This is a genomic window from Bifidobacterium saimiriisciurei (assembly GCF_010667655.1).
Taxonomy (GTDB): domain Bacteria; phylum Actinomycetota; class Actinomycetes; order Actinomycetales; family Bifidobacteriaceae; genus Galliscardovia; species Galliscardovia saimiriisciurei.
On record NZ_WHZU01000005.1, the window covers coordinates 124605 to 149065 of the forward strand.

Consider the following 24461-nt stretch of genomic DNA (forward strand, 5'->3'; position numbering starts at 1 on the left):
CCCTGCCGTCATTATCGGCCGTCGCCGAGGCGACCGTTGTCGAATATTGTACCGGCCGCGACGAAAAAGCCTCCTTCCCGTGAGGGGAAGGAGGCTTTGGTCGTCATGCGACCGGCCGGTGATTATCGGTCGGTGATTATCGGACGATGATCACCGGATGATCGCCGTCCGTCGATTACCGCGAATCAGGCCTTGCGGCGACGGACGATGGCGGCACCGGCGATCGCCGCGATGGCGGCGAACACGGCGATGCCGGCCACGGCGGCGCCCGTACGGCCCAGCTGCTTGGCCGGGGTCTTGGGCTCGGCCTGCGGCTTGGCGGCCGGGGTCGTCGGCTTTTCGGCCGGCTTGCTCGGCTTCTCGACGGGCTTGGCCGGGGTGAGCGGCGTGGCGGGGATCGAGGTGTGGTTCACGAACGCGATGGCGTCGGCGGCGGTCTTCGTGCCGTCGGCGGCGACCTTCTCGATCGCGGTCTTCTCGATGGTCAGTCCGCCCTTGGTGTCGTCGGCCACGGTGTACGTGACGGTGTAGGTGGTGTCGTCGTACTTGACGTTCTTCTGGGCGTCGTTGGTCTCGGCCACCTTGTAGACGTACGTGCCGGCCTTGTCGAAGGTGACGGTGCCGAAGTTAACGTTGCCGTCGGCGTCGTTCTTGGCGGTCGGGTGCTGGAACTTCGGGGCGTCCTCATCGTCGGAGGCGGCGGTGAAGGCGAACTGCTGGTCGGTGAGCTTGGTGCCGGTGAGGGTCTTCTTGGCGGTGAGCGGGTCGGAGGTCACGTCGCCGGTGACGGCGTACGTGTTCTTGAACTCGCTGCTGGCGGTGCCGGGCGTGGCGACGGCCTCGAGCTGGCCCTTGCCGTTGTCGGTGACCTTCACGTTGACCACGTAGGCGTGGGTGTCGTAGGTGACGCCGGGGATGTCGCCCTTGACCTCGGAGATCTTGAACGAGTAGTCGCCGGCCTTGGCGAAGGTGATGTCGCCGAAGTTGAAGGCGCCGTCGGCGGCGGTCTTGTCGACGGTCACGGTGGTGTCCTTGGGCAGCGTCACGTCGCCGGCCTCGACGGCCGCGGCGGTGTCGTCGTTGTTGGCGTCGAGGGTGAAGGCGAACTTGTCGGTGTCGAGCCACTTGTCATCGGCGCGGCCGGTGAACGTCTTGGTGCCCTTGAGGTTGTCCTTGCCGCTCAGGGTGGCGGGCTTGACGCTGTAGGTGTTGGTCACGGTGATGGCGACGAAGTCGGCCTCGCCGGCGGCGAACTGCTTGCCGTCGGAGATGGCGGCGGTGTAGCCTTCGGGCACGGTCGACTCCTTGACGCTCCACGTGTAGGTATCGAGACCGGCGGGGACGATGACGTCCTTGGTCCAGTTGCCGGCTTCGTTGAGAGTGACGTCCTTGTACTTGGCGCCGTTCTTGTAGAGTCCGACGGTCACGTCGGACTTGGGGCCGTCGCCCTTCCACTCCTTCTGGATGGTCACCTTGGAGACGGGCACGGTGATGTTGCCGTGGGGCAGCGGGAACGGAGTACCGGACTTCACGGTCTCCTTGTCGTTGACGGAGGTGACGACGTCGTAGCTCACGGTGGCGTCGTCGTTGGACGGCAGCGTGGATTTCCCGCCGTTCTCCACGGCCTTGTCATAGGCGGCCTGCGTGGGCTTGAGCGTCACGGACAGCTCGTACTTGACGGTGTCGAGGTTGGCGGAGCCGAGGTTCCAGGTGATGTTCTTGCCCTCGACGGTCGGGGCGGGGGCTGCGGCCCATGCCTTGCCGTCCTTGGTGGCGGTGAACTTCGGGGTGCCGTCGGCGTTGGTGTCGGCGAAGGTCACGTAGTCGGAGAGCGCGTCCTTGATGACGACGTTGCGGTAGGCGGCGGAGGTGGTGATCTTCTTGAAGATGCTGTCGAACGCATCGTTGAGCTTGGCGGAATCGCTGCCGTCGAAGAAGGTGCCCCTGGCCTCACGGGCGAGGTCGTCCATGCGCGCGTTGGCGTCGCGGTCGGCGCTCACGGAGTACAGCACGGCGTTGCCGCGCTGCTTGGCCTCGGCGAGGGCGGCGTCGTAGTTGAGGCCGTCCCGGTCGTCCTGACCGTTGCCGGAGATGTCGGTGCACTGTTGCTGCCAGAATGGACCGGTGCACTGCCGTCCGTTGCGGAAGGTGGGCAGGCCGTCGGAGAGGAACACAATGTACTTGGTGGCCTCGGGGCGGGCGGAAATGGCGTTGGCCTTCTCGAGGGCATCGTCCCAGTTGGTGCCGCCCCTGTTGCCACCGTTATAGCTCGGCTGTACGCCGATGGCGGCGCTCACCGCTCCGGCGTTGGTGGTCCAGGCGGTCGCGTTCTGCGCGGTGGTTTCGAATGTCACGACGGACATGCGCACGGCATTGGCCTTGGCGTTGTCGGCGGTGAGCAGCTTCTTCGCCAGACCGGTGGCGGCGGTCTTGGCGGTGTCGAAACGTTCGCCCTTCATGCTGTTGGACTTGTCGACGACGAGCACGATGTCGGCCGGGGTGGTCTTGACGGTGCTGTCTTCGGCGGTGTTGCCGGTGACGCTGAGCTTCATCGTGTAGGTGCCGTCACCGTTCGGCGTGACGGTCTTGGAGCTTTCGGGCTGCGGCAGCGTGGCCGTGGTTTCGGTGGCCGAGGCGACGCTGGCGCCGGCGATGGCCATGGTGCCGAAGGTGGCGATGGATACGACCGCCGCCACGGCAGCCTTGGCGATGCCGCGCAGGCCGCGTTTCTCGGCATGCGTACGCAAAGGACTCATGTTCATTCTCCCCTCATGCATACCTGCGCCGGTACAAGCCTCTGTGACGCCGGATATGCGAATCAGCGAAATATCCGTGGATATAGTTCAATGAGTCACGCTAGCTTCGGAATCCCCTGCGGATGAACCCCCTGACGTCCCCTCGAAAACAAGGGAACACTCCCCTGTCTGACGATGCCGCGTTGTGATTGCCTGATGGCTGACGATTTGCCGAAATCCCCCGTTTTCAACGAATCATCACATAGTGTTGCCCGACGTGTCACCTTCGGCGCGTCAAAAGACAAAGCCCCGTCCGGAACAAATCCGAACGGGGCAAAGCATACACCCTCACACGATGGAAGCCGAACAACGGGGCGTTATCCGGTTCCCATCAGTGACGAAGGCGTACGAAGGTACGTCGAGTCTCCCGCAACGCGGATGACACTCCGTCAATCAGTGACGGTTGTTGAGACGGTGGTACATCTCGGACAGCTCCAGCTCCTTCTCGAACTGGCGCGTGGTGGTGTTCTCGTCGATGACGGCGAGTTCGACGCCGGCGATGCGGGCGAAGTCCTCCCAGGCCTCACGACCGACGGAGGTGGTCATGCAGGTGTGGTGGGAGCCGCCGGCGGTGATCCAGCACTGGACGGCGGTCTTGAGGGACGGCTGCGGCTTCCAGACGGCGCGGGCGCACGGGAGATCCTTGAGGGAGCCCTGCGGCTCGACGACGTCGACGACGTCCATGAGGAGGCGGAAGCGTTCGCGCTCGTCGGCCATGGAGACGACGACGGCATCCTTCTTGGGGGCGCCGGAGAAGACGAGGCGGACCGGGTCGGCCTTGCCGCCGATGCCGAGCGGGTGGATCTCGAGCTTCGGCTTGGCGATGGTGCCGATGGACGGGGAGACCTCGAGCATGTGGGAGCCCATGTCGAGCTCGTTGCCTTCGGCGAAGTTGTAGGAGTAGTCCTCCATGAGGGAGGCGCCACCCTCGAGGCCGTAGCCCATGACGGCGCCGATGCGGACGAGGACGGCGGTCTTCCAGTCGCCTTCGGCGGAGAAGCCCCAGCCGTACTCGGACGGGAAGCGCTGCGGGCCGACGCCCGGGAGCTGCGGGAGGGCGCCGAGGTCTTCGAAGTTGTCGACGCCGGCGGTGCAGCCGTTGGCGCGCATCATGTTGACCATGGCGGCCTCTTCCTTGGCGGCGATGAAGAGGGAGTCGTACTTGGCGTCGAGCAGGGCGGGGTCGACGTCGTACTTGGCCTTGTAGTCCTCGATGATCTCCTTGACCTGGTCGTCCTTGACGGCGTCGTAGGCGGCGACGAGCTCGTTGACGGCCCAGGTGTTGATGGAGGCTCCGAAGACGCGCTCGGCTTCGGTCTTGTCGCCTTCGGTGACGGCGACGTTGCGCATGTTGTCGCCCCAGCGCATGACCTTCATGTTGTTGGAGGCGTCCCAGCCGGCGCAGGCGCGGGCCCAGGTGCCGACCTTCTCGGCGACCTCGGGGTCGGTGTAGTGGCCGACGACGATCTTGCGCGGGATGCCGAGGCGGGAGACGATGTAGCCGAACTCACGGTCGCCGTGGGCGGCCTGGTTCAGGTTCATGAAGTCCATGTCGATGGTCTCCCACGGGATCTCCTTGTGGTGCTGGGTGGCCAGCTGCAGGAGCGGCTTGGTGAGCACTTCGAGGCCGCGGATCCACATCTTGGCCGGGGAGAAGGTGTGGCACCAGGTGATGACGCCGATGACGTTCGGGTTGGCGGAGGCCTCGACCATGAATTCCTTGACGCCGTCGGAGGACTTCAGGGTGGGCTTGAGGACGATCTTGGCCGGGATCTTGCCGGTCTTGTTGAGGTAGTCGACCATTTCGCCGGAGTGGATGGCGACCTGGCGGAGGGCTTCCTCACCGTAGAGGTCCTGCGAGCCGACGCCGAACCAGATTTCCTTGCCCTCGAAGGGGTTTTCGAATGCCATAATTGGCTCCTTTTATGTTGTGGTTACTTCTTTGTGTAAGTGTTTGGGTTATTGCGCGGTCTGACGCGTGCGGATCCGGTGCGGTGGGAGGTGAAGGCGCACAAGGGTACGTCGATTCCCCCAACAGGCCGGAGACGCTCCGTCAGGTCTGACGCGTGCGGCCGCAAGGCGCGGACAACGAAGGCGTACGAAGGTACGTCGAGTTGTCCGCAACGCCGCGGACGCTCCGTCAGGTCAGTGCGGAGCATTGATGAGATGCGTGTGTCATCAAGGCGCGGGAGGCGAAGGCGTACGAAGGTACGTCGAGTCTCCCGCAACGCGGATGACACTCCATCTCATCAGTGCTGGCCGTAGACGTTCTGGTAGCGGTCGTTCAGCTTGTCGATGTCAGCCTGCGGAATCTCGATGATGTCGCCGAGCTGGCGGGCCGCCCACATGGTGTGCGCGACCTCCTCGGTCATGGCGGCGGCCTTGACGGCGGACTCCGCGTCCTTGCCGATGGTGAAGGGGCCGTGGTTCTGCATGAGGACGGCCGGGGACTTCGGGTACTTGGCGAGGGTCTCGACGACGCCCTTGCCGATGGCCTCGGAGCCGATGAGGCGGAACGGGCCGACCGGCACGGGGCCGCCGAACTCGTCGCCCATCATCGTCAGGCCGCACGGGATGTTCTGGCCGGTGGCCGCCCAGGCGGTGGCGTAGGTGGAGTGGGTGTGGACCACGCCGTAGACGTCGGGCATGTTGCGGTAGATGTAGGCGTGGGAGGCGGTGTCGGAGGACGGGGCCTCGGAGCCGTCGACCACGTTGCCTTCGAGGTCGGTGACGACCATGGAGTTCGGGGTGAGGTTCTCGTAGCGCACGCCGGACGGCTTGATGACCATGAGGTCGGCGGTGTGCAGGCGCTGGGAGACGTTGCCGGCGGTCCAGACGACGAGGTTCCACTTGATGAGCTGCTGGTGGAGGTTGGAGACGACCTCGCGCACCTGCTTGACTTCGGCGCGGACTTCGGGGCCGTAATCTGCCAGAGTTGCCATGTTCGGCTACCTTTCTTCGTTGTTTGTTGACGTTGTGGAAAGAATCACTTGCTTTCGAGGTCGATGTTGCGCACGGCGCTCTTCTCGATCGCCAGGCCGGCCTGGAAGCGGGCGAAGAAGTCCTCGAATCCTTCGACGTCCTTGGGGTCGGGCGTCTCGGTGGTGGACTGGGCGTCCTTGAAGACGCGCTGGTCGAGGTACTCGTCGAGCGGCCACGGGGTGTGCCACAGGTAGTCGGCGAGCACGGCCATGCCCCAGGCGCCGCCTTCGGCCGCGGTGGTCATCACCTTGATGGGGGTGTCGAACGCGGCGGCGAGGATCTTCTGCGCGACCTTCGGGGTGGTGAAGATGCCGCCGTGGCCCACGAGGGAGTCCACCTTGACCTCTTCGTCCTTGGTCATGACGTCCATGCCGATCTTGACGGGGCTGAACGCGGAGAACAGCTGGGCGCGCATGAAGTTGGCGAGGTTCATGTTGGCCTCGGGGCTGCGGGCGAAGAGCGGGCGGCCCTCTTCGAGGCCGGCGAGGAATTCGCCGGAGCGGAACGGGTAGTTGAGCAGGCCTCCGGCGTTGGAGTCGGCCTGGTCGCTGATGGCGAGGCGGAACAGGGTGCCGTAGAGGGCGCCGGTGTTCACGGGCTGGTCGATGGCCTTGGCGAATTCGCCGAAGAGGCCGACCCAGGCGTTGAGGTCGGAGGTGAAGTTGTTGGCGTGGCTCATGCCTGCGAGGTCGCCGGCCGGGGTGGTGACGAGGTCGACTTCGGGGTGCAGGCGGGCGAGCTTCTTCTCGAGCACGACCATGGCGAAGATGGAGGTTCCGGCGGAGACGTTGCCGGTGCGCACGCGCACGGAGTTGGTGGCGACCATGCCGGTGCCGGCGTCGCCTTCCGGCGGGGCGAGCACGATGCCGGGCTGGAGCTTGCCGGAGGGGTCGAGCAGCTTGGCGCCTTCGGCGGTCAGTTCACCGGCGGGGGTGCCGGCGACGAGCGGCTCGGGCAGCAGGTCCTCGATCTTCCACGGCTGGGCCGCGACTTCGGGCAGGGCGGAGAACTTGGCGAGCAGGTCCTTCTCCCAGGTGTGGGTGGTGGGGTCGATGGGGAACATGCCGGAGGCGTCGCCCACGCCGAGCACCTTCTTGCCGGTGAGCTTCCAGTGCACGTAGCCGGCGAGGGTGGTGAAGTAGGCGACCTTGCCGACGTGCTCCTCCTTGTTGAGCACGGCCTGGTAGAGGTGCGCGATGCTCCAGCGTTCGGGGATGTTGTACTGGAACAGGTCGGAGAGCTTGAGGTGGGCCTCGTGGGTGTTGGTGTTCTGCCAGGTGCGGAACGGCACGAGCAGTTCGTCGTTCTTGTCGAAGGCGAGGTAGCCGTGCATCATGGCGGAGAAGCCGATGTGGCCGACGCGGGTGAGCTCGATGCCGTAGGCCTGGTTGACGTCCCATGCCATGGCGCCGTAGGCGCTCTGCAGGCCCTTCCAGATCTCCTCGACCGAGTAGCTCCACAGGCCGTCCTCAAGATGGCTGGCCCACTGGTAGTCGCCGGATGCGATGGTGTTGTAGTTGTCGTCGATCAGCACGGCCTTGATTCGGGTGGAACCGAACTCGATGCCCAGCGAGGTCTTGCCCGCACGGATCTTTTCGACGATTCCCGAGATGTCCATATCGGAGGCGTCGCTCATGTGTCTACTCCTTGTTGTTCCGGTCAGTATGTGATTACCAACGTCGTTGTTGCGCATCAGAACCTGCGGACCTTCTGGAAGTGACCATCGAACCCGTGGTTGTGAACGCTCACATTCTAGCTACTATCGTACAACCCGCCACGCCGGCGGCGCAACGTCTGACGCTAATTTATTTGATTTGTTATGAAACCTTTCCCGTCCCCGTCGGCGGATGAGCCGATGCATCGCATCAGACTCCATCCTACCGCCGACGGGACGGCCCGCAGGGGAACCACACTCCGCGGAGCGCCGCCGACGGCGTTCCGCGAGCCCGGTCAGCGGGTCGGCGCCGCCGTCGACTTGCGCACGATGAGCGGGGCCGTGATCGTGGCGACGCCATGATGTCGCGGCAGATCGAGCTTCGGCGCCGCAGCCGCTTCGCCCTTCGTTCCGAGCAGCGAGAACAGCGTCCGCATGGCGGCCACACCCAGCGCCGAGAAATCGGGGCGGATGGTGGTCAGCGGCGGGATGGCGTTGTCCACGCCGGGCATGTCGTCGAATCCGACGAGGCTGACGTCCTTCGGCACGTAGAACCCGTGCTCGTACAGCGAGCGCCGGATGCCCGTGGCCTGCAGGTCGTTGGCGGCCACGATGGCGGTGGGCAGCTGCGTCTTCGGGTCGTCGAGTCCGGCGAGGTATCGCTCGAAAAGATCGTATGCCGACTGTGCGGACCAGTCGCCGACCTCGAGCGTCCGCGATTCGATGCCGGCCGCGGCGCTTTCCGTCTCCCAGGCGATGCGGCGGGTCGCGGCGTCGCGCCAGTCCTGCGGACCGGCGAAATAGATCGTCCGGCGATGCCCTTCGGCGGCGAGATGCTCGACGATGGAGCGGATGGCCGACCACTGGTCCACGCCGAGGCACACGGTGGTCGGATCCTTGGCGATGATCTCCTCGATGTCGACGTCGGACGATCCGTGCGACGACGTGAGAATCACGCGCGGCACCTTCAGTCGGGCGGAAAGCGCGGCCTCGACCATCGGCTCGGTCGGGGCGACGAACACGAACGCCTCCACGCCCTGGTCGAGGCAGGCGTTGGCCACCTCCTCGAACGCCTTCTGGTTGTATTCGTGGTCGTTCATGATGGAGATGGACACGTACAGGCCGTGCTTGCGGGCCATGGCCTCGATGGACGAGATGGTGGAGAGCGGGCCGTGGTAGCTCATGCCGCCGGCGATCAGCGCGATGGTGCGCGTGCGCTGCGTGGCGAGCGCGCGGGCGGCACCGGACGGACGGTAGCCGAGCTCGTCGATGGTCGCCTGCACCTTGGCCCGCGTGGTCGGCGACACGTTCGGGGAGTGGTTGATCACGCGCGAAACGGTCTGATGGGAGACCCCCGCCGCACGGGCAACTTCGAAGATGGACACGCGCTTGCTCGACATACCTCAAAACCTCCGGCTTCGTCGTTTGTATCTCGCCGTGTCATATCGTCGTTCAATCACCTTTGGAAAATCGTTTGACGTTCCGTTAGCGCTCACGGCTTCCTGTGACCATGGTAACGGCAATCACAAACGACACGACGTCGCAACGCGGATTTCCGCACCGAATTTCACACTCCTCCCCCTATGCCCCCAAATTACATGTCGACGAGAGACGAGGACGCTTCCGACGGATGCGCGACGGACGTGCGGTGAAACAGACCCGGCGTAATACGGGGCCTGTGGCAGTATTGACGCGTACCAAACGGAGGGGAGCATCATGCCAGGCCTGTTGAGCGCAATGCAGGGGTTCTGTGTAATCGGCATCGTCATCGCGGTGGGATACGTCGCCGCGCGCATGCACATCGGCGGGCCGCAGGGGCAGATGGTGCTCAACCGCTTCAGCTTCTTCGTCTCGAGCCCCTGCCTCATGTTCGCGATCCTCGCGAAGGAGCCGATCTTCGAGATCTTCCATTCGTCGATCATCGTGGCGTTCTTCTCGGCGGCGCTCGTCGGCCTGCTGTTCGTCATCCTCAACAGGCTGTTCTTCCATATGGGCGCGGCCGACACGACGATCGGCGCGCTCAATTCGCTGTATCTCAACTCGAACAACATCGGCCTGCCGATCGCCACGTACATTCTCGGCAATCCGGCGCTGGTCGCGCCCATCCTCGTGATGCAGCAGGCCATCTTCACACCCGTCGGCCTGACCGTGCTCGACGTGACCACCAAGGGCAAGGTGTCGCTCAGGGAGATCGCCAAGCAGCCGCTGCATCAGCCGCTGCTCATCGGCTCGCTGCTGGGCATTATCCTCTCGGCCGTGAACGCGAAGACCGGCTGGTTCCTGCCGAATTTCCTCTTCGACCCCATCAAGATGATCGGCGACTCCGCGGTTCCGATGATCCTCATGGCGTTCGGCATGTCGCTGCACGGCACGAGGCCGATGCAGCAGAAGTCATCGCGTCCGGCGATCCTCACCGTCGCGATCCTGAAGAACATCGTGATGCCGGTCATCGCGTTCCTGCTCGCCTACTTCGTGATGGGCTTCCGCGGCGCGACGCTGTACGCGTGCGTGGTGCTCGCCGCCCTGCCGACCGGCCAGAACGTATACAACTACGCGGCGCGGTACAACGTCGGCCTCACGTTCGCCCGCGACGGCATCCTGCTGTCCACGATGACGTCGCCCGTGTTCATTGCGCTCATCGCAGCATTGCTGAGCTGACCGCAATGAACCCTCGTCGTCTTGGCGACGACTTCGCATCGCCTACGGACAGTCCACCGGGCTGTCCGCTTTACGGCTCAGTATTGCGGTCATCGCGGCATTGCTGAGCTGACTACTGGCCGCAGACGGCCTGACGGAGCATCGTGGCGTAGGCCGCGGCGCCGGTCATGCCCGGGTGGATGCCGTCGTCGCCGAAGTATTCGCTATGGCCTTCGCTGTAGCCGTGCCAGTCGATGATGCCGACGTTGGGGTTCTTCGCTGCGGCCGCACGCAGCATCTTGTTGTTGTTGGTCTCCTGCCATGGGTACGGCATGCGGATGGTCACGAAGAACGTGGGCTTGCCGCCGGTCGCATCGATGAGCTTCTGCACCTCCTGCTCGTTTTCGATGATGCCGTTCGTGCCGAGCCCGAAGATCACCACGCTGCCGTTGTGCCCTGCGGCGACGTCGGCCTGATAGATGCCGACGGCCTCGGGCATCTGGCGGTTCGGCTTGCCGTCGATGAATCCGTTCGGAAACGTCTCCTGGATGAACTCCGACGTGCCGGACGTCACCGAATCGCCGACCATCATGATGTCGGCGCTGCAGCTCTGGGTGGCGGGGTCATAACGGTATTTCGAGATGTCGAAGTTGTTCGGCACCTTCTCCGCCTTCGACGTGACCGTCGGCGTGGGCTTCGCGGATGCGGCGGCGCCGGCCGACGCCGACGCCGTCTTCTTGGGTTTCGGCTTCGGCTTGGGCTTCAGCGGCCTGCCGGTCGTCCGCTCGGCGAGTTCCGGCCGCAATTGGACGGCCCGGACTTGGGCGATCTGCGCCCAGTTGACCGGCGCCCACGTGAGCGCGATGACGACGATGACGCCGAGCACCGACATCACCCATGCGCCGGGACGAAGACCGGAGGAACGGAGGAAGCCGAACGGCGAGCGACGCGGAGCGGAGGCGACGGCGGCGGGCGCCAAGGCCGCCGTGGCCGGAGATTCCACCGGCAGCGGCGACGCATCCGGAACCGGCAGTCCCGGTATCGGCCTCCCCACGGGAGCGGGAGCCTTGTCGAGGTCGATTGATTCCGAAGAGGCCGGCTCCGACGTCTTCGGTTCCGTCTCCGCAGCCGGCTTCGCCGCATGCCTCCTCGCGGCCTCGACCAGCTGATAGAACACCTCGCCGGCCGCGACGATGATCGCGAGCTGCACGAGCCATCCCCACCACGGCAGCGCCTCGGTGCGCGTGGCCGGATTCATGATCTGCAGCAGCGGATAATGCACGAGATACAGGCTGAACGAACGCGATCCGATGTAATGCAGCGGCGCGCATCCAAGCACTTTCGGCCAGATGGAACGTTCCTGCACCGTGCATGCCAGCGCGATCAGCGACACGACGGCGGCCACGGCATAGCCGCCCTGATACATATACGACAGATAGCCGTTGGCGAACCAGAATCCGGCAAGCAGCGCGGCAAGCGCCACGGCGCCGAGCACGTCGGCGAGGATGACGGCGGCGCCGCGACGAGGCGCGGGCGCCGTATCGGAGGCGGGGAGCGGAACGGTGGCATCGACGACGGGCACGGGCATCGACGACGCGCCGGCCGGCAACGGCACGGAGGGCAGGCCGTCGACGGTCCGCGCGGGCGCCGGCATCGGCCCGGTGGCGGAAACCGCAGGCTCCTCCGACGGCCTCGGAGCCATCCAGACGGCGAGCAATGCGCCGGCGGCAAGCTCGGCGAGGCGGGTGTCGGTGCCGTAGTACACGCGGGACGTGCTGCCCGGATCGAACAGCAGGAACATCGCCGCGGACGAGGCGATCATGATGACGACGACCACGATGGAGCGAATCCACTTCGATTTCGTCAGGCGTCCGAGCGCCATGAGCAGCAGCGGCCAGATGATATAGAACTGCATGGTGACGCCGAGGAACCACAGATGGGTCAGCGGCGACGGCAGGCCGGCGGCCTGGAAATACGGGACCTTGCGGAAGATGTACACCCAGTTGCTGGCGAACAGGGCGCTGGGCAGCGCGTCGGAGACGACCTTCTGCAGCAGGCTCGGTGCGAACAGCCATACCAGCGCCGGAGTGACGGCGATGATGGCCAGCGTCGGCGGCAGCAGCCGCTTGACGCGGCGCGCAAGATAACGGCCGTACCCGAACGCGCCGGTGGAGTCCACGACGCCGAGCACGGAACGCGTGGCCAGGAATCCGGTGATGACGAAGAACAGCGTCACACCGATGAATCCGCCCTGCAGCAGCGACGGCCTCGTATGAAACGCGATGACGCCGATGATGGCCAATGCACGCAGGCCGTCGATGCCGGCGAAATGCGTATGCTTCGCCGGCGAGCCGCTCTTCCCTCTGATTTCGCTCACGGGTACAGCGTACCCCCTCCCCCACCGCCGCAGGTTACGAAATCTTGAATTATCGCAGCTAAATCAACTCCCCGAAATCACGGTCATCGCCGTGGAACGCGCCTGCCGGAGGAACGCCGCGGAAGAAGCTACCGGTCGAAGGTGGTGGCGGCGATGTGGCGCAGACGCTCCTCGAAGCGAGGCCAGTCGGTCTTCATCGCGGTCAGGAGCTTCAGGTTCCTGACCTCGTCGAACGGCACCCATGCGATCTCGAGGCTTTCATCGTCGTTGGCGCGCGGCTCGACGGTATGGCCCGGCTTCTCGAATGCGAAGACGGTGGTGTAGCCCCACGGACCATGGTCCTCGAGATACGAGCCGACGACGGTGATGTTCTCGGGGCGGATGTTCGCCTCCTCGAAGCTTTCGCGCAGCGCGCCCTCGAGCGGGCTCTCGCCGTCGGCGATGGCGCCACCGGGGATGCCCCACGTGCCGCCCTCGGCGCTCCACAGGGCACGGTGCTGCATGAGCACGTCGGTGATGATGCCGGTCTCGGCGTCACGGCGGGCCAGCAGCACGCCGGCGGCGCCGTTGAGCCCCCAGTGCTTGTGCCCGCACGCGCAGTCGATGAACCCGTCGCCCGGCTGCAGCACGTTCTCCTTGGGGGTCTCCCACTCGGAGTTGATGGTGCCGCCGTTCTGCTGGGTGTCGCGGTCGAGGTTCCACAGGTCGGTCCAGGCGATGTCAAGCTCCTCGACCAGCTGGCGGGTAAGCGGCAGGCTCAGGCCGATGATGCCGCTCGGGTCTCCCTGGATGCCGTCGATGAACGCGCCGCCGAACCCGTCGAGCGTGAAGGAGCCGGCCACTTCGAGCGGCTCGCCGGTGGCGATGTAGCGTTCGATGTCGTCGTCGGAATAGTTCGCGAACGTCACCTCGGCGTGGCTGGCGCGGCTGACCATGCGGCCGGTGGCCGCGTCGATCACGCAGTGGCCCGTCCACAGGGTGCCGGTGCGGCCGCGCATGAGACGCAGGCGCTCGCGGGCGTGCTCCACCGTATGCGGCTTGCCGTAGGGCACGCCGTCGAGTTCGAACATGGAGTCGCAGCCGATGATCAGCGGACCGGCCATGGCGTTGGTCATGCCGCGATGCTGTTCAAGGGCTTCCTGGATGGTGGAGGTTTCGGCGACCGTTCCGAATCCGTCCGCAAGCGGATGGGAGACGTGCTGCTCGCCGACCGCGGTGGCGGCGGTGGCGGCGATGGCGAGATAGTCACGATACACGGCGGCCGCCTTGGCGCGCGCCAGCAGCGGCACACGCTCCTGCGTGGTCATGTCGTCGGGGCTGATGCCCTGCTGCGCCGCGGTATTGACCACGACGGCCGCCTCGTCGACATGCGACACGCGAATCGTCGGGCGGATGCCCGCATGGAACAGCACATCACGGCGCGCCTTGGACTTGGACGCGAGAATCACCGGAATCGCCAACGGAAAAACCTCTCCTCAACTACAGGACGTTCAAGAAACCGTCAGGCTTCTTCCGGTCCGAACAACACACCCTGGCGGTCGATCGCCGGATGCAGCATACGCCAATGGCCGGCCGACAGCCAGTTCTCGAACAGCAGATTCGTCAGGGCCGCGGAATCGTCGCCCTCGTGCAGCACCAGCACGCACGGGCCGGCGCCGGAGATCGTGGACGCGTATCCGTGGGCGCGCAGGAACGTCATCAGCTCCCACGACTGCGGCATCAGCGAGCTGCGGTAGTGCTGGTGCAGCGTATCGCCGGTGGCCGAGAACAGCAGCGCGTTGGTGTCGCGGCCCGAGGCGCCGCTCATGGCGGCTGGCAGCAGGGCCACGCGCGAGACGTTGAACAGGGCGTCGGTGCGGGGCACCTCAAGCGGCAGGGCCTTGCGCGCCTCCTCGGTGGAAAGCTTGTAGTCGGGCACGAACACCCAGGCGTTGATGAGGTCGCCGACCGGGTAGTTCACGGTATGGTAGCCGCCCTTGAACGGCTCGGTGGAGCCGGGGAACAGGGCCGCATCGCCGGAGACGGGCACCACGTTCGACTCCTTCGAGGACGGCGCGTCGGTGATCGGTACCTCGGTCTTCGGTTCGAAGTCCCACGAAACGGTCATGCCGCCGTATACGGCCGGCGCCACGTTGTCGGGGTGCCCTTCGATATGCGCCGCGAGGTCGAAGATGAAGTCGCGGGCCTCGTCGCCGTAGCCGGCGAAGGCGACCGCCGCGGAGACGCCGGCCACGATGGCCTCGGCGGAGGAGCCCATGCCGCGCTCCTGCGGGATGCGGTTGTGCGCCACCAGCTCGACGCCCGCCTGCGGCAGGCCGAGTTCGTCGAGCGCACGGCGGAACGTGCGGACGACCAGATGCGATTCGTCGCGCGGCAGCGTGTCCTCGCCCTCGCCATGGATCTCGATCTGCGCGCCGGCGGTCGGCAGCAGACGGAAACTCAGCTCGTCGCGCACGCCAAGGGCCAGGCCGGCGGCGTCGAAGCCGGGGCCGAGGTTGGCGCTGGTGGCGGGAACGGATACGCGCACGGCATCGGTGGCGAACTTCATAATGCTCCTTAGTCGCAATGTCGTCCCGCACGGCATTCCATACGGGACGACATCATCGGATGATGATTGGTGCGGATCAGGCCATGACTCGCAGGATGGTGGCCTCGCCGGTCACGAAGTCGAGCTTGCTCACGGCTTCGACGGCCTCGCGCAGCGTGACCTCGTCGCACAGATGGGTGACGAGGCGCAGCTGCTGCAGCTCGCCGCTGTATCCCGGCTCGTGCAGCGTGGGCTTGAGGTCCTGGTTCACGCCGTTGATGGAAAGTCCTCGCTTGGCGAACTCCTCGGCGATGGCGGCGAGCGTGCCCGGCTTGTCGTGGATCACGAAGCGCACGGCGAACGCGGAACGCGAGGCGTTGAGCGGGGCCTTCGGAAGGTTCGCGTACATCGGGATGGACGGGCCGGTGCAGCCGTGCGTGATGTGGCGGGCCTCGGTGACGACGTCGCCGACCACGGCGGAGGCGGTCGGGTCGCCGCCGGCGCCACGGCCGTAGAACATGAGGTCGTCGGCGGCCTCGGCCTTGACGAACACGGCGTTGAAGCTGCCTCGCACGCTGGCGAGCGGATGCTCGTTCGGAATCAGCGCCGGGTACACGCGGGCGGAGACGCCGGCCTCAGAGTTCTCGCACACGGCGAGTAGCTTGATGACCTTGTTCTCGGCGGTGGCGGCGGCGATGTCGTCGGCCGTGATCTTGGTGATGCCCTCGACGGAGACGTCGTCGATGCGCACGTCGGTATGGAACGCGAGCGACGCCATGATGGCTGCCTTGTTCGCCGCGTCCTCGCCCTCGATGTCGCCGGTCGGGTCGGCCTCGGCGTAGCCCTTGGCCTGCGCGTCCTTGAGCGCCACGTCGAAGTCGAGGCCCTTGGTGGTCATCTCGTCGAGGATGTAGTTGGTCGTGCCGTTGACGATGCCCATGATGCTGGTGATCCTGTCGCCGACCATGGATTCGCGCAGCGGGCGCACGATCGGGATGGCACCGGCCACGGCGGCCTCGAAGTAGAAGTCGACGCCCTTGGCCTCGGCGGCCGCATAGATCTCCGGGCCGTACTTGGCGATGAGGGCCTTGTTGGCGGTGACGACGGACGCGCCGGATTCGATGGCCTTCATCACGAACGTGTGCGCGGCGGTCGTGCCGCCGATGAGTTCGATGACGATGTCGGCCTTGGTGCACAGGTCGGCGGTGTCGGTGGTGAGCAGCGACTTGTCGATCCACGGCACGTTGACTTCGTCCGGGTCGAGGCAGGCGACGCCGACGAGCTCGATCGGGCGGCCGATGCGGTGCGCAAGCTCCTCGCTCTGTTCGACGATCAGGCGGGCGGTGGCCGAGCCGACCGTGCCGGCGCCCAGCAGTGCTACGCGAATCGGGCTTTCGTTCTGTGCCATATCCTTGCGTCCTTCCCAAAGACGGTACGTTTGCATTGGAATTACAACCTATTCAATCCTACGGGTGCAAAGCGACAGACCGCGGATTGATGGGACCGTGCACACCGTCAGTCCTGGTCGAGTTCCAGCAGGTCGTCGATGGTCTGGCGGCGGAGCATCACACTGGCTCCGGATCCGCTCACGCCCACGACGGCGGGGATGAGCGCTTGGTTGTAGTTGCTGGCCATCGTGCGGCCGTAGGCGCCGGTGACGGGCACGGCGAGGATGTCGCCGCGCTTCGTGTCGGCGGGCAGGCGCACCTCGTGCACCACGATGTCGCCGGACTCGCAGTGCATGCCGACCACGCGGGCGAGCATGGTCTCCTCGGAGCCGGCGCGGTTGGCGAGACGGGCCGTGTAATCGGCGCCGTAGAGGGCCGGACGGATGTTGTCGCTCATGCCGCCGTCGACGGAGACGTACACGCGCTCGTCGATGGGGTTGCCGGCGGAATCCTTGGCGTCGGTCAGATGCACGGGCTTGATGGTGCCCACACGGTAGAGGGTCACGCCGGCCGGTGCCACGATCCAGCGGCCCGGCTCGAACGAGATGGCGGGCGCGGGCATGCCGAGCGCGCGGTTGACGGAGGCCACGGCGTCGGCGAGGCGCTTGAGCTCCACGCGCACGTCCATGGAGTCCTCGCCGTCGGTGTAGGCCACGGAGTAGCCGCCGCCGAGGTCGACCTCGGGCAGCGTGTAGGCGTCGGTCGCGTAGAAGGTCTTGCGCAGCAGCATCATGCGCTTGGCCGCCTGGATGAACGCGTCGGCGTCGTGGATGTTGGAGCCGATGTGCGAATGGATGCCCACGAGCTCGAGGTCGTCGCCGAACGAGGCGATGCTCTTGAGCACGGCGAGCGCGGGGCCGTCGGCCACGACGGTCATGGCCTTGGCGAGCGCCTTGTCGGCGTCGGAGACCTCTTCGTGGCTCAGGTCGTACGGGTATTTGATGTCGTAGCGCAGTTCGCGTTCCGGCTTGCCGTCGACGGCGGCTGAATCGGCGGCGGAGTTCGCGGTGGAGAGCCGGGCGTTCGTGGCGGCGGGCGTCACGTCGCCGAGGTCGTCGAGCACGCCGAGTGCGGCGGTGTCGGCGCCGGCGGGCAGCAGCGGCACGCCGAACTTCTGGTCCTCGTGCGCGGTGGAGATGTATTCGTGGCCGCCGGCGTGGATGCCGGAGGTCACGCGCAGCATGACCTTGGCGCGCTTGCCGAGCCGGTGGGCGATCGCGGCGATGCGGGCGGGTTCGTCGGCCGAGTCGATGACGATCTTGGCGAAGTCGTTCTTCACGGCGAGTTCGATTTCGGCGTCGGTCTTGTTGTTGCCGTGCAGCACGAGACGGCGGCCGGGGGCGCCGGCGGCGAGCGCGATGCGCATCTCGCCCATGGTGCAGGTGTCGACGTGCATGCCGGCGTCGATGACCTCGCGCACGATGCGCTTGGAGAGGAACGCCTTGCCGGCGAAGCTCACGTGCGTGATGGAGTTGGCGAAGGCGTCGGCGGCGGCGCGCACGAAGTAGCGCGCGCGGCCGGCGACCTCGTCGGTGTCGATGAGGTAGAGCGGCGAGCCGAATTCGTCGAGCAGGGATTCGGCGGTGCGTCCGTGGAATTCGATGGCCCCGTCGCCATCGATCGTGGTGGCCGCCGGCCAGATCGGCGTGATGCCCTTGCCCATCGCGAATGCCTTCTCCTCGGTCTTCCCGCTCATCGTCGCTCCATTCTGTGCTCGTCGGTGTTCGCGTATCGGCGTCTGCGACTCCGTGTCACGCATTGGTTTTTACGCACCCATTGTCGTCCGCGAACCGTTCATAAATTACGTACGGTACCGTCAATTCTGCCAGATGCCGCGCCGACCGGCCCCCGCCGTCCCATAACGGGATAGTCGGCCACAGCGTGGTTTCGTTTGCGGCTTGACGATGTCATGGAACGCATAATCGTATTATTTTTCGCTTCCGTGCCATGATTCTTCGTCACGGAGCAGGCAATCCGACGTTTTTGCCGTTCCCTGGCATAATCATCACCATGCCGGCAACAGGAAACCGCATGATTTCAAGGCTCCGTTCACCTGTTCATCGTCAAAATCCGTCACGGAATACGAAAAAGGACGTGCGTTCCATTCCGTGCCAGGTTTTTCTGCCACGGAACCATTTTTTAATCGGAAAATCGGTTCCGTGACAAAGTCGTTTGGCACGGAAGGAATTTTCCCCGATAAAACCAACTCCATGACGTTTTCTCTGCCATGGCGTTCGTGGTTTCCGATACAACCACCCCCGTGCCCGGAATCATTCGGCCATATAACGTCTCATTGCCGGATGACAAGGCCGTCCCATGGGGTTGCCAGCCGTCGAGATGCAGCGAGGAATACGTGACGATGGAGATACGGCGAGCGCAATCATAAAGGGGTTTGTGGGATCTAATCCGATCGTGTAGAGCTGGTTTTCGGCTCCCTCATGATCGGATGGACCCACAAACCCCGGAATGTCCGGAATCAGTGGATTGTTCCGCGACAGGGACGACCCTATCGAGCCCCGTCGCGGAACAGCGGAGGTCCGAAGGGCATCACATCTTTTCCGGAGCGGTGACGCCGAGGAGGTCGAGGCCGTTGGCGATGACCTGCTTGGCGGCGTCGTTGAGGCGCAGTCGGGCGGCGGCGCGGGCCGGCTCGGGGCTCTTGGCGATTTCGAGGGCGGCGCGCTCGGCTTCGGGCAGACGCTGTTCGGCGTCGGTCAGGGCCATGGGGGCCACGCGTTCGGCGGCGTACCACTTGTGGTAGCGGCCGGCCAGATCCTCGAGGTAGTGGGCCACGCGATGCGGCTCGCGGCCGTCTCCGGCCAGCGTGATCATGCTCGGGTACTGGGCGAGGGCGGCGAGCAGGTCGCCGTCGGCCTCGGTGTCGAGCAGCGCGAGGTCGGCGCCTTCGGTGGTGACGCCGGCGGCGGCCGCGTTGCGGTCCACGTTGCAGCTGCGCGCGTGTGCGTACTGCACGTAGTACACGGGGTTCTCGTTGGTGTGGCTGGCGAGCAGGTCGAGGTCGATGTCCACGCTCTGGTTGTAGTCGGTGCGGGCCAGCGAGTAGCGGGCGGCGTCCACGCCGATGGCCTCGACGAGGTCGTCGAGCGTCACGACGTTGCCGGCGCGCTTGCTCATGCGCACGGGCTTGCCGTCCTTCATCACGTTGACGAGCTGGCCGATGAGGATCTGCATGTTCTCGCCCGGCTTGTCGCCGAACGCGGCGCACATGGCCATCATGCGGCCGATGTAGCCGTGGTGGTCGGCGCCGAGCATGTAGATGGCCACGTCGGCGGGGTTCACGTCGCGGTGGCGCTTGTTGCGGTAGTAGGCGATGTCGGCGGCGAAGTACGCGGCGTTGCCGTCGGACTTGATGATCACGCGGTCCTTGTCGTCGCCGTGCTTGGTGGAGGCGAACCAGGTGGCGCCGTCCTTCTCGTAGATGTCGCCGCGCTCGCGCAGGTCGGCGATGGCCTTCTCGACCTCGCCGTCCTGGTAGAGGCTGTTCTCGTGGAACCAGACGTCGAAGTTCACGCGGAACTCCTTCATCGACTTCTGGATCTCGGCGAACATCATCGGCACGGCGCGCTTGCGGAACTCCTCGCGCTGTTCGGAGTCGCCTTCGGAACCGTCTTCGGCGGTCACGCGCGGCAGGGCGAGCACGTCGATGCCGTCGGCCTTGGCCTCGTCGATCACACGCTGGGCGATCTCGTCGATGTAGGCGCCCTTGTAGCCGTCGGCCGGGGTCTCCTCGCCGTGGGCGGCGGCGACCAGCGAACGGGCGAAGCGGTTGATCTGCTCGCCATGGTCGTTGAAGTAGTATTCGCGCACGACCTTGGCGCCGTTGGCTTCGAGCACGCGGGCCATGGAGTCGCCGACGGCGGCCCAGCGGGTGCCGCCGATGTGGATGGGGCCGGTGGGGTTGGCGGAGACGAACTCGAGGTTGAGGGTCTTGCCGTTCAGATGCTCGTTGCGGCCGAACGCCTCACCGGCCTCGAGCACGGTGTCGACGATGCCGGCGGCGGAGGCGGAGTCGAGCGTGATGTTGATGAAGCCGGGGCCGGCGATCTCCACGGACTTGACGCCGTCGTTCTTCTCGAGTTCGGGGGCGAACAGCTCGGCGAGGTCGCGCGGCTTCATGTCGGCCTTCTTGGCCAGCTGCATGGCGATGTTGGTGGCCCAGTCACCGTGTGCGCGATCCTTCGGACGCATCACGGTGATCTTCTCGACCGGGGGGATCAGGTCGGCGGTGAGCTCGCCTGCGGTGCCGGCCGCGGCGAGGTCGTGGGCAATTGCGGAAATCAGTTCACTAAGCGCTTCAGGACTCATTCTTCAAAGTCTACCGGCAACGCTGACAGCCTGACAGCCGCAGGGCCTTCCGCCGGCCCGCCTACCTCTTGTGCTTGCGACGCCACGCCTCGCGCCCGTAGTGGAACGCATAGCAGAGCGCCACGAACGGGATCATGTAGTACAACGTGGACCGCTGCGATTCGTCGAGCACCACGAGCACCAGCGCAAGCGCGCACATCACGATGGCCGCCCACGGCACGAACGGGTATCCGGGCGCCTTGTAACCCAATTCGTCCACACTGTGCCCGTCGGCCACCCACTGACGACGGAAGCGGATCTGGCATACGGCCACCGACGCCCACACCACGATGGTCGCCAGTCCCGAGACGGCCACCAGCGCCAGATACACGGTGCTGGCCGCGATCACCGATGAGAGCAGCGCCAGCAGGCTGCCGGCCATGCTCACCATGACGGCGAACACGGGCACGCCGCGGAAGTTGGTCTTGGCGAGTTTCATCGGCAGCATCCGCTCCTTGGCCAGCGACCACACCATGCGCGAGCACACGTAGAGTCCCGAGTTCGCGGCCGAAAGCACGGCCGTCAGCACCACGAAGTTCATCACGTCGCCGGCGAACGGCATGCCGATGGACTGGAACACCAGCACGAACGGGCTGGTCTCCACGCCGGACTTGTGCCAGGGAATCAGCGCGGCCATCACGGCGATCGAGCCGATGAAGAAGATGGCGAGGCGCAGCACCGTGGTGTGCACGGCCTTCGGGATGGCCGCGCCCGGGTCCTTCGTCTCGCCTGCGGCCACGCCCACGACCTCGGTGCCGGAGAACGCGAACACGACCGTAAGCAGCGTGGAGAATATCGGCGCGATGCCGTTGGGCAGCAGGCCGTCGGACACGAAGTTGCCGAACAGCGGCGCATGGTCGTATCCGGCGATGGGAATCGCCCCGAAGATCGCCAGCAGACCGATGATGATGAACGCCACGATGGCGAACACCTTGATGGATGCGAACCAGAACTCCGATTCGCCATACAGGCGTACGGAAAGAATGTTCAGGGCGAAGACGACCACGATGAACACCGCGCTCCACACCCATGCCGGGCTGCCGGGGAACCAACGTTGCATGAGCAGGCCCGCCGCCGTGAATTCGGAGGCGAGCGCCACGGCCCAGTTGAGCCAGTAGAGGATCGCGATGGTGAACGCCGTGCCCGGTCCGATGAACCGGTTGGCGTACAGGTGGAAGCTGCCGGCGTACGGCATGGCCACGGAAAGCTCGCCGAGGCAGAGCATCACGAAGTACACGAGCATCGAGCCGATGGCGTAGGCGAGGATCGCGCCGAGCGGTCCGGCCTGCTGGATCGTGTATCCGGAGCTCAGGAACAGTCCGGTGCCGATGACGCCGCCGAGCGAGATCATGGTCAGGTGGCGTGATTCCATCTTGCGTTCGAGACCGTTGGCCTCGGGTTCCTGCGTCTTCGTCGTCGCGGCGGTTCGGGGCCCTGCGGCGTTCCGCGGCTTCGCGGTATCGTTCGATTCCACGGTATCCTGCGGCTCTGCCTTGCGCTGCTGTTCTTTCGTCACCCCAGAAGACTACCGCAAGCCATCCAAAAACGGTAATCCACCCAGCCAAAGCCGGTGGCCCGCGCCGACCTCATGCCGCCGGCCCCTTCCGATTCGTCCTCGTCATCACGCGGCGCACCAGCATGAACGGCCCGACGAATGCGGCCACGTTCATCACGATCGCGACCGCTGTCGCCGGCACCACCCACCGGGCGTCGACCGTCGGCAGGCTGACCGCCATGAACGTGCACGATATGAATACGCCCAGCAGCATCAGGAACAGCACCTTGGGATGCTCGTAGATATGGGCGAACGGCCGGTTCGTCCTTATGTCGTCGTGTTGCACGTCTTCGATGCGCATGCCGCCGGATTCCACGACCCCCGGCTGCGATTCGTCCCGATTCGTCATGAGGATGAACGCGCACAGCAGCATCAGCAACGCGACGACCACCGCGAACAATGCGATGAATCCCAACGAAAACCATGTGGATTCCACATGCGGGGCCATGCTGCCGTGGAAGTCCCCCTGATAGACGGTGGCCTGACCGTTCAGCAGCTTCACGCCGCCCGCAACCCGCCGTCCGTCATGCACGAACGTGATGTCGCCATATGAGGAGACGCCGCGATACATCGGATAATCAAGATCCTCCAACGCCTGAAACATGCGGCCGTCGGAACGGATGTCGCTGATGCCGCAGGCCGATTCCAGCATGCTCGGCGTCACGCTTTTCCTTGGTTCCCCCGCCGCGCTGGATGCGGCCATCAGCACACCGGCGGCCGCCGTGCCGACGTACCACAGCACGAAGTTCGCGATGCGTGCGGCCATCGGCGTCATGCCGACCGGCATCATGACGCCGCGCCGCGCCGGCTTCGCGGCCAGGGCCGCCTGCCGCGCGTAGTATTCGCGTTCGCGCGAAAGACGGGTGAGCCATCGGGCGAGGCAGCCCACCGCGGCCAACGCACCGATGGTTCCGACCACTACATAGGCCAGATTCTGAAGATTGCCCTGGCTCAGCATCGTCACCGACGCCGGCAGTGTGCAGATTCGTCGTACGCTCATTCGTCACCCGATCGTGCGTCATTCAATCACGCGTCATCCGACGGCGTAGACGATGAAGATCACCAGAAACGCGGCCGTCGCGACGCCGCCGACCACGGCGAGCGCGAGGCCGAGCGGATACACGGGAATCCTCGTCCTGGCGCGCATGAGTCTCACGCCTGCCATCAGCACCGCTGCCGATATGAGCGTCAGGGCGAACATCAACACGAGAAACATGGTTTGTATTGTAGGCCTTTGGATACCGCCATGGCGGTCATAACGCACGCGTGCGTGAAAACCGACCGGAATATAGCAACGTCCCCGGTTCCCGTCCGTCATGTATCGAACAACGGATGGGAACCAGGGACGTGAGAGCAGCAGGCAATCAGTCGACGTCGTTGAGCACGGCGATGGCGTCGATCTCCACCAGCGCGCCCTTGGGGATGTTGTTGCCGCCGAACGCCACACGGGCCGGCTTCACGGAGCCGATGAAAGCCTTGGCGTATTCGCCGTCGATCTCCTTGAAGTCGTCGACGTTCTTCATATAGATGGTGGCGCGCACCACGTTCTCGATGCCGCTGCCGGCGGCGTCGAGGATGTGCTTGATGTTCTTCAGGGCCTGCGCGGTCTGCTCGCCGGCGGTCGCTCCGGCGAGCTCGCCGGTGTGCGGGTCGATGCCGAGCTGGCCGGAGACGAACACGAAGCCGTTGGCCTTCACCGCCTGGCTGTATGCGCCGAGCGCGGCGGGCGCGTAGGCGGTCGCGACTTCCTCAAGCTTGTCTACCATGATGATTCCCTTCTATGCGAATAACACGAACATACGAAGTATCGAAGTATTTCGTAGTCACGGATTGTACGGCGTATGGCGCGCCGTCAACGACGAACGACCGCCATATGGGCGAGGAACGGAACACAGGTCACGAAACGCAAGCAAGGCCCTGAACCATTTCACATACCCGATGAGTACCCGATTTTATGGCACATACGAGAAATAAATATCAAAAAAACGTTGGAATTCCAACAGTCTCGTGGGCTCGATGGGATTCGAACCCACGACCTTCTGTTCCGGAGACAGACGCTCTATCCACTGAGCTACGAACCCGAACACCTGTCCGCGGGACCTCCCGCGAACACGCACCCCA

17 protein-coding genes and 1 tRNA gene are annotated in these 24461 nt (G+C 65.2%); 1 reads left to right on the plus strand and 17 read right to left on the minus strand.

Features of this window, described 5'->3' with window-relative positions:
• Nucleotides 1-185 precede the first annotated feature (185 nt).
• From GFD18_RS04425 to GFD18_RS04445, 5 genes are all read right to left on the minus strand, one after another.
• Nucleotides 186-2756, minus strand: coding sequence for a Spy0128 family protein (locus GFD18_RS04425; protein ID WP_163198310.1), 2571 nt, complete (start codon nt 2754-2756; stop codon nt 186-188).
• A 432-nt stretch (nt 2757-3188) separates the two neighbouring features.
• Complete coding sequence (araA, locus tag GFD18_RS04430; RefSeq protein ID WP_163198312.1) at nt 3189-4706, minus strand: L-arabinose isomerase; 1518 nt, start codon at nt 4704-4706, stop codon at nt 3189-3191.
• A gap of 338 nt (nt 4707-5044) precedes the next feature.
• Nucleotides 5045-5737, minus strand: coding sequence for an L-ribulose-5-phosphate 4-epimerase (locus tag GFD18_RS04435; RefSeq protein ID WP_163198314.1), 693 nt, complete (start codon nt 5735-5737; stop codon nt 5045-5047).
• A gap of 44 nt (nt 5738-5781) precedes the next feature.
• Nucleotides 5782-7413, minus strand: a complete 1632-nt coding sequence (locus GFD18_RS04440; protein WP_191997311.1) for a xylulokinase — start codon at nt 7411-7413, stop codon at nt 5782-5784.
• Between the two features lie 314 nt (nt 7414-7727).
• Nucleotides 7728-8831: a LacI family DNA-binding transcriptional regulator gene (locus GFD18_RS04445; protein WP_163198316.1), complete on the minus strand. Its 1104-nt coding sequence runs from the start codon at nt 8829-8831 to the stop codon at nt 7728-7730.
• A 316-nt stretch (nt 8832-9147) separates the two neighbouring features.
• On the opposite strand from GFD18_RS04445, the gene GFD18_RS04450 reads away from it, so the two are divergent.
• Nucleotides 9148-10089, plus strand: a complete 942-nt coding sequence (locus GFD18_RS04450) for an AEC family transporter (protein ID WP_163198318.1) — start codon at nt 9148-9150, stop codon at nt 10087-10089.
• A 112-nt stretch (nt 10090-10201) separates the two neighbouring features.
• Here the strand turns inward: GFD18_RS04450 and GFD18_RS11045 are convergent, their stop codons facing one another.
• The 12 genes from GFD18_RS11045 to GFD18_RS04515 all read right to left on the minus strand — a co-directional run bounded on the left by GFD18_RS11045 (nt 10202) and on the right by GFD18_RS04515 (nt 24421).
• Nucleotides 10202-12445: an acyltransferase family protein gene (locus tag GFD18_RS11045; RefSeq protein ID WP_318644316.1), complete on the minus strand. Its 2244-nt coding sequence runs from the start codon at nt 12443-12445 to the stop codon at nt 10202-10204.
• Between the two features lie 128 nt (nt 12446-12573).
• Nucleotides 12574-13905, minus strand: coding sequence for a Maf family nucleotide pyrophosphatase (locus GFD18_RS04465; RefSeq protein ID WP_163198319.1), 1332 nt, complete (start codon nt 13903-13905; stop codon nt 12574-12576).
• A gap of 41 nt (nt 13906-13946) precedes the next feature.
• Nucleotides 13947-14993 carry a homoserine kinase gene (gene thrB, locus GFD18_RS04470; RefSeq protein WP_163198321.1) on the minus strand — a complete coding sequence of 349 codons (1047 nt, stop codon included), beginning with the start codon at nt 14991-14993 and terminating at the stop codon, nt 13947-13949.
• Nucleotides 14994-15069: 76 nt separating this feature from the next.
• On the minus strand, nt 15070-16380 hold the full coding sequence (locus tag GFD18_RS04475) for a homoserine dehydrogenase (protein ID WP_163198323.1): 1311 nt from the start codon (nt 16378-16380) through the stop codon (nt 15070-15072).
• Between the two features lie 107 nt (nt 16381-16487).
• Complete coding sequence (locus GFD18_RS04480; protein ID WP_163198933.1) at nt 16488-18083, minus strand: diaminopimelate decarboxylase family protein; 1596 nt, start codon at nt 18081-18083, stop codon at nt 16488-16490.
• A 342-nt stretch (nt 18084-18425) separates the two neighbouring features.
• On the minus strand, nt 18426-18632 hold the full coding sequence (locus tag GFD18_RS04485) for a hypothetical protein (RefSeq protein WP_163198325.1): 207 nt from the start codon (nt 18630-18632) through the stop codon (nt 18426-18428).
• Between the two features lie 335 nt (nt 18633-18967).
• Complete coding sequence (gene argS, locus GFD18_RS04490; RefSeq protein WP_163198327.1) at nt 18968-20746, minus strand: arginine--tRNA ligase; 1779 nt, start codon at nt 20744-20746, stop codon at nt 18968-18970.
• Nucleotides 20747-20807: 61 nt separating this feature from the next.
• Nucleotides 20808-22157: an amino acid permease gene (locus GFD18_RS04495; RefSeq protein WP_163198935.1), complete on the minus strand. Its 1350-nt coding sequence runs from the start codon at nt 22155-22157 to the stop codon at nt 20808-20810.
• A 214-nt stretch (nt 22158-22371) separates the two neighbouring features.
• Nucleotides 22372-23340: a hypothetical protein gene (locus GFD18_RS04500; RefSeq protein ID WP_163198329.1), complete on the minus strand. Its 969-nt coding sequence runs from the start codon at nt 23338-23340 to the stop codon at nt 22372-22374.
• Nucleotides 23341-23373: 33 nt separating this feature from the next.
• Nucleotides 23374-23556 (minus strand): hypothetical protein, encoded by a 183-nt coding sequence (locus GFD18_RS04505; protein WP_163198331.1) that lies wholly within the window; start codon nt 23554-23556, stop codon nt 23374-23376.
• Between the two features lie 148 nt (nt 23557-23704).
• Entirely contained in the window at nt 23705-24106 is a 402-nt protein-coding gene (locus GFD18_RS04510; RefSeq protein WP_163198333.1) for a Rid family detoxifying hydrolase, read from the minus strand.
• Nucleotides 24107-24348: 242 nt separating this feature from the next.
• Nucleotides 24349-24421 (minus strand) — tRNA-Arg (locus tag GFD18_RS04515).
• Between the last annotated feature and the right edge of the window lie 40 nt (nt 24422-24461).

What these genes read in the sequence shown, in the direction of transcription:
- GFD18_RS04425 (WP_163198310.1), bottom strand. Translation starts at nt 2,756, where the DNA reads ATGAGTCCTTTGCGTACGCATGCCGAGAAACGCGGCCTGCGCGGCATC.
- araA (WP_163198312.1), bottom strand. Translation starts at nt 4,706, where the DNA reads ATGGCATTCGAAAACCCCTTCGAGGGCAAGGAAATCTGGTTCGGCGTC.
- GFD18_RS04435 (WP_163198314.1), bottom strand. Translation starts at nt 5,737, where the DNA reads ATGGCAACTCTGGCAGATTACGGCCCCGAAGTCCGCGCCGAAGTCAAG.
- GFD18_RS04440 (WP_191997311.1), bottom strand. Translation starts at nt 7,413, where the DNA reads ATGAGCGACGCCTCCGATATGGACATCTCGGGAATCGTCGAAAAGATC.
- GFD18_RS04445 (WP_163198316.1), bottom strand. Translation starts at nt 8,831, where the DNA reads ATGTCGAGCAAGCGCGTGTCCATCTTCGAAGTTGCCCGTGCGGCGGGG.
- GFD18_RS04450 (WP_163198318.1), top strand. Translation starts at nt 9,148, where the DNA reads ATGCCAGGCCTGTTGAGCGCAATGCAGGGGTTCTGTGTAATCGGCATC.
- thrB (WP_163198321.1), bottom strand. Translation starts at nt 14,993, where the DNA reads ATGAAGTTCGCCACCGATGCCGTGCGCGTATCCGTTCCCGCCACCAGC.
- GFD18_RS04475 (WP_163198323.1), bottom strand. Translation starts at nt 16,380, where the DNA reads ATGGCACAGAACGAAAGCCCGATTCGCGTAGCACTGCTGGGCGCCGGC.
- GFD18_RS04480 (WP_163198933.1), bottom strand. Translation starts at nt 18,083, where the DNA reads ATGGGCAAGGGCATCACGCCGATCTGGCCGGCGGCCACCACGATCGAT.
- GFD18_RS04485 (WP_163198325.1), bottom strand. Translation starts at nt 18,632, where the DNA reads ATGGAGTTGGTTTTATCGGGGAAAATTCCTTCCGTGCCAAACGACTTT.
- argS (WP_163198327.1), bottom strand. Translation starts at nt 20,746, where the DNA reads ATGAGTCCTGAAGCGCTTAGTGAACTGATTTCCGCAATTGCCCACGAC.
- GFD18_RS04495 (WP_163198935.1), bottom strand. Translation starts at nt 22,157, where the DNA reads ATGGAATCACGCCACCTGACCATGATCTCGCTCGGCGGCGTCATCGGC.
- GFD18_RS04500 (WP_163198329.1), bottom strand. Translation starts at nt 23,340, where the DNA reads ATGAGCGTACGACGAATCTGCACACTGCCGGCGTCGGTGACGATGCTG.
- GFD18_RS04505 (WP_163198331.1), bottom strand. Translation starts at nt 23,556, where the DNA reads ATGTTTCTCGTGTTGATGTTCGCCCTGACGCTCATATCGGCAGCGGTG.
- GFD18_RS04510 (WP_163198333.1), bottom strand. Translation starts at nt 24,106, where the DNA reads ATGGTAGACAAGCTTGAGGAAGTCGCGACCGCCTACGCGCCCGCCGCG.